Annotated in this window: 11 protein-coding genes; 6 read left to right on the top strand and 5 right to left on the bottom strand. The window is 73.1% G+C overall.

Annotated features, from left to right (window positions below):
* Window positions 1-1,055 precede the first annotated feature (1,055 nt).
* Window positions 1,056-2,240: a hypothetical protein gene (locus tag JOF36_RS22785; protein WP_210030634.1), complete on the top strand. Its 1,185-nt coding sequence runs from the start codon at window positions 1,056-1,058 to the stop codon at window positions 2,238-2,240.
* A 250-nt stretch (window positions 2,241-2,490) separates the two neighbouring features.
* Here the strand turns inward: JOF36_RS22785 and JOF36_RS22780 are convergent, their stop codons facing one another.
* The 4 genes from JOF36_RS22780 to JOF36_RS22765 form a co-directional block, all read right to left on the bottom strand.
* Window positions 2,491-4,539 carry a DUF222 domain-containing protein gene (locus tag JOF36_RS22780; RefSeq protein ID WP_210030632.1) on the bottom strand — a complete coding sequence of 683 codons (2,049 nt, stop codon included), beginning with the start codon at window positions 4,537-4,539 and terminating at the stop codon, window positions 2,491-2,493.
* Between the two features lie 66 nt (window positions 4,540-4,605).
* Window positions 4,606-4,836 (bottom strand): TroA family protein, encoded by a 231-nt coding sequence (locus tag JOF36_RS22775; RefSeq protein WP_210030630.1) that lies wholly within the window; start codon window positions 4,834-4,836, stop codon window positions 4,606-4,608.
* Window positions 4,826-5,176, bottom strand: a complete 351-nt coding sequence (locus tag JOF36_RS22770; RefSeq protein WP_210030628.1) for a TroA family protein — start codon at window positions 5,174-5,176, stop codon at window positions 4,826-4,828. Before JOF36_RS22770 ends, JOF36_RS22775 begins: the two co-directional genes overlap by 11 nt.
* 40 nt (window positions 5,177-5,216) lie before the next feature.
* Window positions 5,217-6,266 carry an Lrp/AsnC family transcriptional regulator gene (locus tag JOF36_RS22765; protein ID WP_245350946.1) on the bottom strand — a complete coding sequence of 350 codons (1,050 nt, stop codon included), beginning with the start codon at window positions 6,264-6,266 and terminating at the stop codon, window positions 5,217-5,219.
* Window positions 6,267-6,381: 115 nt separating this feature from the next.
* Here JOF36_RS22765 and JOF36_RS22760 point away from each other — a divergent pair, with 115 nt between their 5' ends.
* The 5 genes from JOF36_RS22760 (at window position 6,382) to JOF36_RS22740 (ending at window position 11,877) form a co-directional block, all read left to right on the top strand.
* The gene (locus JOF36_RS22760) at window positions 6,382-7,596 is read left to right on the top strand and encodes a M20 metallopeptidase family protein (RefSeq protein WP_210030627.1); all 1,215 of its coding nucleotides are present in this window, start codon (window positions 6,382-6,384) and stop codon (window positions 7,594-7,596) included.
* Window positions 7,593-8,945 carry an MFS transporter gene (locus JOF36_RS22755; RefSeq protein WP_372447403.1) on the top strand — a complete coding sequence of 451 codons (1,353 nt, stop codon included), beginning with the start codon at window positions 7,593-7,595 and terminating at the stop codon, window positions 8,943-8,945. Before JOF36_RS22760 ends, JOF36_RS22755 begins: the two co-directional genes overlap by 4 nt.
* A gap of 134 nt (window positions 8,946-9,079) precedes the next feature.
* The gene (locus tag JOF36_RS22750) at window positions 9,080-10,447 is read left to right on the top strand and encodes an MFS transporter (RefSeq protein ID WP_210030625.1); all 1,368 of its coding nucleotides are present in this window, start codon (window positions 9,080-9,082) and stop codon (window positions 10,445-10,447) included.
* Window positions 10,448-10,529: 82 nt separating this feature from the next.
* Complete coding sequence (locus JOF36_RS22745) at window positions 10,530-11,003, top strand: cupin domain-containing protein (RefSeq protein WP_210030623.1); 474 nt, start codon at window positions 10,530-10,532, stop codon at window positions 11,001-11,003.
* Window position 11,004: 1 nt separating this feature from the next.
* Window positions 11,005-11,877 (top strand): alpha/beta fold hydrolase, encoded by an 873-nt coding sequence (locus tag JOF36_RS22740; protein ID WP_210030621.1) that lies wholly within the window; start codon window positions 11,005-11,007, stop codon window positions 11,875-11,877.
* 60 nt (window positions 11,878-11,937) lie between these two features.
* Here the strand turns inward: JOF36_RS22740 and JOF36_RS22735 are convergent, their stop codons facing one another.
* A complete protein-coding gene (locus JOF36_RS22735) occupies window positions 11,938-12,795 on the bottom strand; it encodes a VOC family protein (protein ID WP_210030619.1) in 858 nt (285 codons plus the stop codon).
* Window positions 12,796-13,024: the final 229 nt, after the last annotated feature.

Raw genomic sequence — 13,024 nt, 5'->3', positions numbered from 1 at the left:
CGGGCGCGGCCGGAACCGGGGGTGGAGCCGGGGGTGGACCGGCCGTGCCCGAAGGGCGGGCACGACCGAGCCCGTTCCCGCGTGGGTCCGCCGGGGCAGGAACGAGCTCGGCGACGGCGCCACCCGCGCCGGGGCGGCAGGGCACCGACGGGCCGGCCGGGGGACCGGCGGATACCGAGCGACTCGGACGGGACCTGCCGGCGGGGGACGTCCCGGGGCGGCAGGGCAGGAACGGGCAGGCCGGGGGACCGGCGGACACCGAGCAACCTGGAGGGAACCGGCCGGCGGGGGATCGGCCGGGGTCCCGCGGGGAACGGCCTGACCGCGAGCAGGTGGACGCGCGGTACCCGCTCAGGGAACCTCGCGGCCGGGCACCGGTGGCCCCACAGGTACCGGGCCGAGTGCAGATGTACCCGGAGCACCGGGGCGGGCAGCCGGGAGGTAGCGAAGAACGGCCGGCAGGTGTGCCGGAGGCGAACGGCCGGTCATCGACCGCTCAGGGCCAGGGCAGCGCACCGCCGGCCAGGGAGCCGACAGCCCCGGAGCGACCGGCCGCGCATCGACCGGCAGGTGAGTCTCCGTCGACGGGACGATCGGCCGGCCCCGCACCTGCACGTCCGGCCACATCCGCCGCGGCCCCCACGACCGCACGTCCGGCCGGTTCCGCCGCGGCCGCCACGCCTGCACGTCCGGCCGCCACCGGCACCGGATCTGCGCGCGCGGCACCCTCGTTGCCCGCAGTGGCACGTCGCGCCCCCGGAGTCCCCGTGCCTGCGCGTCCGGCGTCCGCGGAGCCCACAGCGGCACGTCCGACCCCCGGCGTCCCTGCGCCTGCGCGTCCGGCGCCCGCGGAACCCACACCTGCATCTCCGAAGTCCACCGTCCCCGCAACGGCGCGTCCGGCATCCCCCGGGCCCGGACCCACCGGTGCCGGCGAGACCCCGCACCCCGCGGCGCCGGCCTCCGCCGCACGGCGGGCCCACCCTCCGGCGCGCAACGGCCCGCTGCGCGAGGCACGCACGGCACTCGGTCGTCGGCGCCGCCCGGTCGCACTGTTGGCGCTGGTCGCCGCGGGCGTCGCGGCCGGCCTGGCGTTGCTGTTCCCGCCGGCCGTCGTCGCGACGACGTCGGTGCAGGTCGGTGCGGTCGGCACTCCCGACCCCGGGCCCGCCACCGCCAGTGCGCTCGCCGCGGCGTCGACGGCCGCGTTCACCGATCGAGTCTCGGCGCTGTCCGGGGCCACCCCGGCCGAGATCGACGCGCGGGTGAGCGTCTCCTCGCCGGCGCCCGGTGTGGTCGACATCCGGGTGGCGGGGACCGACGCGGCGGCCGCCACGGCCGTGGCCAAGGACGCCGTCACCGCCCTCGGCGCGCGGGTCAGCGCCCTCGACACCGCGGTCACCGCCGCGGGGACCGACCCGCTGCGGGCAGAGCTCGACCGCAAGGCCGCACTCGGCGACAGCACCAACGGCGGGGACGGCAGCGGCCTCGGCACCGGCACCACCCCGCCCCCCGACCCGTTCGCCGAGCAGCTCGGCCGGACGCTGGCGGAGCGCACCGGGCTGGCGACCGTCGTCGTGCCCGGGCCGGAGCCGGTCGTCGCCCCCGAGGTGCCGACGGCGGTGTGGGTCCTGGGTGCCGCAGTACTGGCCGGGCTCGCCGTCCCGGTCCTGGTGGCGGTGGGGGTTCCGGCCGTCCGCCGGGGGCGTGGTCTGCTGCCCGAGGCGGATCCCGCGGGCGCGCTGCGCGACGAGCTGGACGTGCCGGTGCTCGCGCCCGGCCACGCGCCCGGCGCGGTGCCGGTGCTCGCCGACGCCTACCGGACCTCGCTGCGCGGGCTCGAAGCCGTCACCGTCGTGCAGCTCACTGCCGAACCCGCCTGCGACATCGCCGGCGAGCTGGTCAAGGCGGCCGCACTGGTCGGTGACCGGAGGGAGTACGTCGACCTCACGCCGGGAGCGGAGCCGGTCCCGCCCGAGGCCGGTGTGCCGGTGATCCGCGCGTTGCGCACGCCCCGGCTCGCCCACGAGGACCTCGGCGAGCTGCGCGACTCCGGGCCGACCGTCCTCGCGGTGCAGACCGCGGGGACCCGCCCGGGTGACGTGGCGAGCGTGGCCGCGGCCCTGCGCGCGGTCGGGGCGCCGCCGGTGCTGTGTCTGGTGTGGACCGGGCGGCTGCCGGACGACCCGGCACGGGTGCCGTTGCCCACCGACGCCCGGATCCGGGCGGTCATGCCGTGACACCCGGCCCGGCGACGCGTGGTGCACAGCATGGCCGATTCACGACGGCCCCGCTGACATCCGAGACTCGGGACGACTTCGAGCAGGTCATGGGCTCGAACGGTGGCACGCCGCAAGAAGGACCGCCCGGCGTTGCCCCGGGTCTCCGGCCACCTTCACCCGGGGCCGGGAGGGTGTAGCGCCGCACTCCGCCGGCCCACCGGTCGGTGATTGTCATGGATGGACCAGTGGCGCCCGCCCGGGGATCAGATCAGAACGGCGGCGGCTCGTCCCGTGCTTCGCCGCCGCGGGGCGTGGTGTCGCCGGGCGGTGTGTCCTCGGGTGGTGCGTGGTCCTCGCCCGGTGGGGCGCGGTCGCGTCGGCGCAGGTCGGGCTGTTCGTGGTCGATGTCGTAGGCGGGGTGGTCGAACCAGGGTTCAGGATCACGGTGGACCGGCCGGATCGGGGGCGGCAGGATCGGTTCGGGCCCGACGGGGTAGTGCCGCCCGAGGGGGCTGATCCAGATGAAGTGGCCGGGTTCGGGCTGCTCGAGGCGCCATCCGCCCTTGGTCTTGAGCATGTGGTGGTGGCGACACAGTGGTGCCAGGTCGTCGTGGGTGGTGGTGCCCCCGTGACCATGGTTGATCGTGTGGTCCTGGTCGCAGCGCCGGGCCGAGGTACGGCACCCGGGATGCACGCAGGTGCGGTCGCGGACCTCGGTGTGGCGGCGTAGCGGCGCGGACGGGAATCGGGCGGTGGGGTCGGCGTCGAGTTCGGCCCAGAGCTCGTCTTGTTGACGGTGGAGCTGGTAGCGGGCGGCGATGTCGGTGATCACCCCGGCCCAGCGGCCGTGCTGCGCCGCGGTAGCGGCCAGGGCGGCGAGCTGGGTTTCGGGGATCTGCAGTTCGACGACCCCGCCGGGCGGCCCGCTGGGGTCGCGCGGTGTGGGCCGGTGGCGGGTGATGCCTTCGGCCAGCAGATGTCCGTGGTCGTCGACGATGACCCAGCGCCATTGGGCGCGGCGTTGGCGGGCGACGATGCGGCAGGCAGTGTGGGCGGGGATCGGGCCCCAGCCGGGTAGTTCGGCGGCGCGGTCGTCGAGGCCGAGCAAGGTGCTCAGCGGGACCCGCACCTCCACACCGACCCCGGTGCCCCGGGACGCGGCGGCGCTGCCGGCCGGTCGGGTCCCGCGATCGCGGCCCCCGGTCGGCGAACCACCCGTGTCCGGTCCGTCGGTCTCGGTGCCGCCGGGATCAGGGGCAGAGCCGGGCTCAGAGCCGGGTCCGGGGCCCGGTGCATCGGGTCCGGAGTCGTCCGGCCCGGACCCGTTGGGCTCAGGCTGCCCGTCCTCGGGCTCGTCGAGCCCGGGATCGTCGGACTCGGGTTCCTCGGGCCCTGGCTCGTCGGCCCGGACTTCGCTGGACGTGGGCTCACCGGACGTGGGCCCGTTCGACTCGGCCTCACCGGACTCGGTGTCGTTCACGGTCGTGCCGGGATCGGCGTGTCCGGCGAAGCGCTCCAGCAACGCCTGCAGGATCTCGGCCCGGTCCAGCCCGTGCAGTGATCCGTCGAGCAGGCCCAGTACGAGGTCGGCCCGGACCTGGTCCAGGGTGTCGGGGTGACCGTCGTGGCGGGCGGCGCGGGCCAGGGCGTCGAGGCGTTCCCAGGCGGCGGCAGCTTCGTCGGCCGGGAGCCCGCTCGCCGAGAGCACCGCGGTGCCGTCGGCGCACAGGTAGGCCACGACTTGGCGGTCCCGGATCGCCTTGCGGTAGCGGCGTTCGTAGTAGGCCGGGTCCAGTTCCAGGACCAGGCGTTTGATCCGTTCCGCGATCTGTCCGGTGGTCAACCGGGGTGCGTGGGGCAGGACCGCCGCGCAGACCGCGGCGATCTGGTCGGCGGGTAGGTCGCCCAGGTGCTGGGCGAACACCCGGGCCTTGCCGCGGTCGATGTGGCCCTGCAACAACGCCGCCTGCACCTGCGGCAACGCGTACACCAGCACGAACGCTAAATCGGTCTCCGACTCTGCCGCGCGCCGGGTCCAGGCCAGGGCGGCGCGGACCTCGTCGGCGCCGTAGAGCTCGGGGGTGTCGGCGCGGCGGACCTCCAGGGGCCCGGCGAACGGGCGCCGGCACACGACCTCGGCCATCGTGGCGAACATCCGGGCCTGCTCGTGGGCGAGCTGGCGGGACTGGGCGACCAGGACGTCACCGATGTCGTCGTTGGGCACCCGGTCAAGGTCGAGGCCGGCGAGTGTGGTGGCCAGCTCGGGGCCGGGCGACAGCGCCGCCAGCCCTTCTGGAATCACCTGCCCGACCACCATGAATCGAACATACCGTCGACCACCGACAGTTTCGGTCCACGACCAGGCGGTGACGAGATCGGGGACTCAGTGCCCGGGCAGGAACGGCGGGTCGGTCCACTCCAGGACCAGCACCCGCGGCCGCCGGTACCCGCGGACGGCCGCGCCGACGGCATCCCACCGGCCGGAGAGACCCGCCACCAGCTCGGCCGCCGCGCCCGGAACACCGGCCGCCGCACCGACATCGGTGATCATCTGCAGGACGTCCGGGAGCCGGTGCAGGTTCAGCGACAGCAGCTCGCCGAGGTTAAAGAGCAAGCTCGGCGCCGGGTACCGATCGTCTCCTGCGCCTCGGCGATCGTCGCCCCGGGCAGGGCGCAGACCGCACAGTGAGGATGGGATCGGGATCAGCGGCCGCGAGCGTCGCCCGGTCGAGTTCGTACATCGCCGGCCCGGCCGTGGCCCGCTTGCGGACGATCGCATCGATCTCGGCCGGGGTCGCATCGGCTGCCAGAGCGGTGTCCACCACCACCGGCACCCGGTCCCGGATGCCGGGCGGGTCGTCACACTCGAAGGTCACCCCGACCAACCGGTCGGTGAGGCCGAGCCGCCCGGCGATCTCGGTCCCGGCGGGCAGCAACGATGCGATGCGTCGCACCACCGCCGACAAACGGCTGACCCCGTGAGCCGGAGCCGGGTCAGGCCGGGGGAGCGGCGCGCTCGGCGAACAGCGGCACGTTCCGGCCGGTGCACCGCCCGTCGGGATGCAGCAGCCACCCCATCCGCTTGCGGGTCCGCAGGGTCACCGAGGTGTCGACGATCTCGGCCGCCGGTAGCGCGCGCTCGATCTCCGACTGCATCCCGACGAGCTCCGGCAGCGCGTGCGTCCAGGCGTTGACCAGGAAGTTCGCCGGGCCGGTGAGCGAGAGGCACAACCGTACCCGGGGGTCGGACCCGACCCGACGCACGGCCTCGCCGACGTCGGCGGTCGGCAGCCGGATCCACCAGGCCACGCTGATCGGCCACCGGGTCAGCAGCTGCGCGATCTCGCACCGGAACACGAGCGAACGCGAGCGGACCAGCGTCGCGAGCTGGCGCCGCACGGTCGAGGCCGGGCGCCCGATCCTGGCGGCGATCTCCGCTGCGCCGGCCCGCCCGTCCGCGCCGAGCTCGCGCACGATCGGGCCGTACACCGTGCCCCGCAGGTCCACCGGATCGGCGGGCGGAGCGGTGTCGGCCCGGCGCAGTGCGCGGACCGCCTCGATCTGGTCGCCGTCCAGTGCGTCCAGCCGCCACCGGCTGCCCTCGACGTGCACGGCGGCCGCGAGGTGCGTGCGGGTCGAGGTCACGCCGGGGACATGCCCGAGCCGGTCCAGCACCAGGCCGGACAGCTCCGTGAACGACGGTGCGTTCACCGTCAGCAGCAGGTCGCGGCCGCGGGCGGCGTACTCGATCGACATCACCGCCGGCATCGCCTCGAGCGCTGTGGCCGCATCCTCCAGCCGCCCGGGTGCGCAGTCGACCTCGACGAGCGCGACCTGCATCGCGCTACCCCGCACCACCGGGTAGCTGTTGACCCAGGCGTGGCCGGACTCCCGGAGCCGCTCCCAGCGCCGGGCGAGCGTGACCGGTGCCGCGTCGAGTACCGGAGCCAGCCTGCTCCAGCTCACGCGTGGGTACAGCTGGAGGGCGTGCGCGAGCGCGAAGTCCGCCTCGGACAGGGTCTGCTGCGCGTTGTCGTCCATCATCCGCCCTCGTCGGATCGAATCCATCGATTCCAGCTACCGGAACGATCGCATGCGCAGACTCACCGGCGCCGCACGGCGGGCACCGTGGCCCGCCGGGACGAGACGAGGAGACGGCATGGATCTTCGGGACGACGCCCGCGCGCTCCACCCGGATCTGGTGGAGCTGCGACGTGCTCTGCACCGCGAACCCGAGGTGGGACTGGACCTGCCGCGCACCCGGGACCGGGTGCTCGCGGCGCTGCAGGGGCTGCCGCTGGAGGTACACGAGGGCACCTCGACGACGTCGGTCACGGCCGTGCTGCGCGGTGGCGCGCCCCGCGACGGGGACGGTCCGGTCGTGCTCCTGCGCGGGGACATGGACGGGCTGCCGGTCGCCGAGGACAGCGGGGAGGGCTTCGCCGCGCAGACCGGCACGATGCATGCCTGCGGCCACGACCTGCACACCGCCGCCCTGGCCGGTGCCGCCCAGCTGCTCTCGGCGCACCGCGACCACCTCGCCGGGGACGTCGTGTTCATGTTCCAGCCCGGTGAGGAGGGGTGGGACGGCGCCGGCCGGATGATCGACGAGGGCGTGCTGAGCGCCGCGGGCAGGCGGGCCGACCACGCGTACGGCCTGCACGTGTTCGCCAACCGGATGCCGGCCGGGCTCGTCACCACCCGCCCCGGGGTGTTCCTGTCCGCCTCGCACGCGCTCGACGTGACCGTGCACGGCGCGGGCGGGCACGGCTCCAACCCGCACAGCGCCCGGGACCCGATCACCGCCGCCGCGGAGATGATCACCTCGTTGCAGACGATGGTGACCCGCCGGTTCGACATGTTCGATCCGGTCGTGCTGACCGTCGGCGTCGTACGGGCCGGGTCCCGGCGCAACGTCATCCCGGACACCGCCCGGTTCGAGGCGACCGTGCGCAGCTTCTCCGACGCGCACGCCGAGCAGCTCCCGGCCCTGGTCCGGGAGGTGTGTGCAGGCGTCGCGGCCGCCCACGGCGTGCGAGCCGAGGTGACCTGGCGCGACGAGTACCCGCGGACGGTCAACGACGCCGACGAGGTCGGCTTCGCCCAGGGCGTCTGCACCGAACTGCTCGGCGAGGAGCGCTTCACCCTCGCCCCGGACCCGGTCAGCGGCTCCGAGGACTTCTCCCGGGTGCTCGCCGCGATCCCGGGCGCGTTCCTCGGCATGGGTGCCTGCCCGTCCGGCACCGACCCGCAGGACGCCCCGATGAACCACTCGCCGCTGGCCCGCTTCGACGACGCCGTGCTCGGCGACGCCGCCGCGCTCCACGCGTCGCTGGCCACCACCCGGCTCGCCCCGGCGGGGGTGGTCGCGTGAGCAGCACCGAGCAGGCCGCCGCCCGCACCGAGAAGCGCCGCACGATCCTGGGGATCGGCACCGGCAACGCGATGGAGTGGTTCGACTGGAACGTCTACGCCACCTTCTCCGCCTTCTTCGCACCGCAGTTCTTCGCCGGTGACGACACCGGCACCGCCCTGCTCAAGACGCTCGCGGTGTTCGCCGTCGGGTTCGTCGCCCGCCCGTTCGGCGGCTTCGTCTTCGGCTGGATCGCCGACCGGCGCGGCCGGAAGCTGTCGATGGCCCTCTGCGTCGCGACGGCGGCGGTCGGCAGCCTGGTGATCGGCATCGTCCCGACCCACGCGACGATCGGGATCGCCGCGCCGGTCGTGCTGGTACTCGCCCGGCTGGCCCAGGGGCTCGCGCACGGTGGCGAGCTCCCGGCGGCGCAGACGTACCTCGCCGAGATGGCGCCGCGGCACCGGCGGGGACTGTGGTCGAGCCTGATCTACTTCTCCGGAACCACCGGGATCCTGGCCGGGACCGTCCTCGGCGCGATCCTGTCCAGCGCGCTGACGCCCGAGCAGATGGCGTCCTACGGCTGGCGGGTCCCGTTCGTGCTCGGCGGTGTGTTCGGGCTCTACGCCCTGGTCATGCGGCTGCGGATGCGCGAGTCCGAGACCTACGCCGAGGACGAGGCCGTCCGGACGGCCTCGAGCGGTGGCGAGCCCGCGCCCTCGCTCCTGCGCCAGATCCTCGCCCGGCCGAAGGCACTGGCCCGGGTGGTGTTCCTGACCAGCGGGATGACCATCGTCTACTACGTCTGGTCGGTCGCCGCCCCCGCCTACGCCATCACGTCGCGCGGTGTCGACCCGGCCGCCGCGCTGTGGGCCGGTGCGGGTGCGCTGGCGATCTTCATGCTGACCCTGCCCGCCTGGGGTGCGGTCTCCGACCGGTTCGGCCGCCGCCCGACCCTGCTGGTCCCCGGCGCCCTGCTGGCCGTGCTGATGTTCCCGCTGGACGCGATGATCCACGACGGCTGGTCGCTGTTCGCCGCCATGACGATCGCGCTCGCACTCGTCGGGGCCGCGTGCGCCGTCGCGCCGGCGCTCTACTCCGAGATGTTCCCGACCGGGATCCGCGCGGCCGGGCTCGGCGTGCCCTACTCGATCTCGGTCGCGCTGTTCGGCGGGACCGCGCCCTACCTGCAGACGCTGTTCGCCGAGATCGGCAGGCCGGGTCTGTTCCTCGGCTACGCCATCGTGCTGCTGGTCCTGTCCGGGATCACGGTGTACCTGCTGCCCGAGACGAAGGGGATCGACCTCGCCACCGCCGGTACCGAACCGGTCCGGCGCCGGCAGGCTGCCGACCGGGCCGCGGGGGCTTGACCGAACTCTCTCGGAGGACCACGATCAGTACACTCTTCAGTCGCCCCTAGGGCGATGTCCGAAGGGGAGGTCCACGTCGTGCACGCCATGGCCGACCGGACATCAGGCCAGCTCTCGACGAGGAGTGGATGTACGTGAACACGGTCGTACCCGGCAGGCGAGGCGCCAGGGAGGGCAAGGAGCCCATCCCGCCCGCTGCGCGCAAGGCGGCACTCGCGGGCGGTATCGGGACGTTCATCGAGTACTTCGACTATCTGCTGTTCAGTGTCCTGACCGTCTACATCGCGCCGCTGTTCTTCCCGTCCAGCGACCCGTCGGTCTCGGTGCTCGCCGGCCTGGCCGTCTACGGCGCCGGGTTCGTGGCCAAGCCCCTCGGTGCCATCGTCTTCGGGCGGATGGGCGACCGGCGTGGCCGGCGCGCCACCCTGCTGTTCACGGTGGTCCTCATGGGGGTGGCCACCAGCCTGATCGCGATCCTGCCGACCTACGCCGCGATCGGCGTCACCGCGCCGATCCTGCTCGTGGTGCTGCGGGTGCTGCAGGGCGCCTCCAGCGGCGCCGAGCTGCAGGGCGCGGTGACCTACGTGCTGGAGTCCGCGCCGAGGTCGCGGCGGGCGGCGCTGGCGTCCTGGGTCAATCTGGGCACCGGCCTGGGTGGCGCCTCCGGCGCGCTGGTCGCCGCGATCATCGGCATGACGGTGTCCCCGGAGACGATGCTCGCCTGGGGGTGGCGGATCCCGTTCCTGGTCGCCATCCCGCTGACCGTTCTCGCGTTCGTGGTCCGGCGCCGGCTGGAGGACAGCCCGGACTTCCAGGACCTCGTCGAGAAGAACCAGGTCGCGAAGTCCCCGGTCCGCGACACCTTCGTCACGTACCGGCGGATCCTGCTGATCACCGGGCTGGTGGGGCTCGCCTACTCGATGTTCGGTGGTCTGCTCGGCTGGCTGGTGCCCTACCTGACCGGCATCCGCCGGCTCGATCCCGCGCCGATCTTCCTCGCCTATGCCCTGAGCCAGGCGCTCGGCAACTCGATCGTGCCACTCATGGGCAAGGCGACCGACCGGTTCGGACACCAGAGGACGATCGTCACCGCCTTCACCGTGTCGGTGGTGCTGATGGTCCCGATCCTCGGGGTCCTGGGGACGGCGACCTCGCCGTGGGTGCTCGGGGTCGCGATCACGGTGTTCATCGCCCTGATCGCCGGCACGGGCCCGCCGGTCTACACCTACATCGCGCTGCACTTCCCGGTGTCCGCGCGGTTCACCGGCTCGAACATCTCCACCCAGATCGGCGCGGCCCTCGGTGGTGGCACGGCGCCGCTGATCGCCAGCGCGCTGGTGCTGGCGATCGGCTCACCGTTCGCGCCACTGCTGGTGCTGGTCGCAGCGGCCGTGGTCGGGGTGGCGGCCGTGCTGGTCGCGCCGAGGTACCTGGCCGGCACCGACTCCCCGCTGGACGGCGTCGGCTCCCGTGCGGCCCTCCACGAGGTCCGGACCGGATGACGACCGCGCACGCCGGCAGACGCGTCCCACCGAGCGGAATCGGATGTCGAACCCCCGCCCGGCCCGTGCGTACGGTCGCCCGGTGACCATTATCTTCGGTGATCTCATCGAGGACTCGGACTGGATTCCGATGCCTCTCGCGGGGCAGCAGGAGCATCCGCGGTACTTCTGGAACGACGGCGGGATGCTGGCCGATGCGCCGGTGGACTTCGCGGCCACGTTCGGTGAATCGATGTTCGTGACCACCAAACCGATCGACGTACCGCGGTTCAACCGCAACCCGCTGCGCGTGCTCCCGAACTTCACGGTGCCACGCCACCACCACAACATCGACGAGATGCTCTTCTGCTTCGCGGGCGAGTACTTCATCGAGCACTACGACAACGGTGTCCCGGAGACGGTCCGGGTCGGGCCCGGGGACGTCTTCCTCAGCCGGGCGGGAACGCCGTACACGATGACCGCGGGACCGGAGGGCGTGACCTACATCGAAACCTGGCCGGTCCCGGTCTCGCAGATGGAGACCCACTGGCACGACTTCGGATGGGTACGGCGCTGAGATGACCGAGCTGACGCACGACGGCACCGCGAAGACGATCGACACCGCGCGGGGCCCGCTGCACTACCACGAGACGGGCGACGGCCCGCCCCTGCTCCTGCTGCACGGTTCCGGCCCCGGCGTGAGCGCCTGGGCGAACTACCGCGGGAACCTCGCGGTGTTCGCCGAGCACTTCCGGGTGCTCGCGCTGGACTTCCCGGGTTTCGGCAAGAGCTACTCGCCGGACGGCAATCCGATGCCCGCCGCGCTCCCGGCCGTCGTCGACTTCCTCGACGCGCTCGGGCTGGACTCGCTGCCGGTCCTGGGCAACTCCATGGGCGGCAACGTCGCCGCACGGCTGGCGGGCACGCTGCCCGAGCGGGTGAGCAGGCTGGTGACGATCGGCGGCATCGGCCTGCCGGTGTTCAACCCGTCGCCGTCCGAGGGCATCAAGCTGCTCGTGCAGTTCGTCGAGGACCCGACGCGGGATCGGCTCATGGCCTGGATGGAGTCCATGGTCCACGACACCGCGATCCTCACCGAGGAGTTCGTCGAGCTGCGGTGGCAGGCGGCGTCGGACCCGGCCGCACTGGCCGACGTGCGCAAGCTGTTCAACGCCGGCTCGCTCGCCGCCATGCGCGACCGCAACGCCGGCGCAGCCGACGCGGTCGGGTTGCTCACGAAGATCCAGGCGCCCACGCTGATCACCTTCGGCCGGGACGACCGGGTGACCCCGTTGGACAGTGCGCTGCTGCCGATGCGCCTGATCCCGAAGTGCGAGCTGCACGTCTTCCACGACTGCGGGCACTGGGCCATGATCGAGCGCAAGGACGAGTTCGAGAGCACGGTGCTCTCCTACCTGCTCCGCGACCTGAAGAAGCCCGAGCTGCTCTGAGCCCGGACACCCGAGAGGGGGCCTCCCACCGGGAGGCCCCCTCTTGCTGTGTGCGGCGGGTCAGCGCCCGGGCGGTGGGGTGAACGCGTGGCCCCAGAATGCGCCCTCGGTGATCTCGTAGACGGGCTCCTCCTGCTCGACCCGCAGGCCGTTCCAGCCGAACTCGATCGCGTGGAGCTCGGGGGAGTACACGTAGAAGGACACCATCTGGTCGTTGGTGTGCTTGCCCAGCGTGTTCATCATCGGCACCTCGAGCTTCGCGGCGCGGTCGATCGCCAGGCCCACGTCGTCGAGGCTCGCGACCTCGACCATGATGTGCACCAGCCGGCCGGGCCCTGGCTTGGGCGCGACGCCGAAGGTGTGGTGCCGGGCGTTGCACCCCATGAAGTGGGTGGGGCCCATGGTGTTGCGCTCCACGAAGCCCAGGACCCGCTGGTAGAAGTCGAACTCGGCCTCGGAGTCCTCGGCGGTCACGATCACGTGCCCGAAGCCCTGGTCCCCGGTCACGAAGCTGCTGCTGATCAGCGGGGTCTGCACCCGGACGTGGTCGAGGACGGCGCCGTAGAAGAGCTCGACGGGGTTGCCGCCGGGATCGAGGAAGCTCGCGAAGCCGGTGACGCGGCGCTCGGCGCACTCCTGCGCGGTGCCCGGCGTGACCTTGATGCCCTCGGCCTCGACATCGGCGACGACCTGAGCGAGGTCACGGGCGTTGAGCACCTCGAAGCCCATCGCGGCGAGCCCGGGCTCGGCGCCCGGGGTGATGACCAGGCGCGGCGGGAAGTCGTCGATCCGGAAGTAGAGCGAGCCGGGATCGGCGCCCTCCACCCGCATCATGCCGAGGAAGTCCTCGCCGAACCTGCGCCACGCCTCGATGTCGGGCGAGTTCAGCCGTACGTAGCCGAGGGAACGGACCCCCATGGCTCATCTCCTGTCGGTGGGTTGGGTGTCGGTGGGATGGTCACCGAGCCGGGTTGGCGATCGACCGCGGCGCCCACCGACGGAACCTGGCAGACACGACAAAGAGGTCAATGTTCTTCGGTGCGTCGAGGGCGGTCGACCCATCCCGGCGTCAGTATAGCCAATACATGGTACTGAAATGGTCGATGCTGCCGAGTCGGCGACGCCTTCCCGTTAAGCGGAACGGCGC

This window comes from Pseudonocardia parietis, from assembly GCF_017876315.1.
Lineage (GTDB): Bacteria > Actinomycetota > Actinomycetes > Mycobacteriales > Pseudonocardiaceae > Pseudonocardia > Pseudonocardia parietis.
Note: the sequence above shows the minus strand (reverse complement) of the source record. Positions and strands in the feature narration are given on the sequence as shown.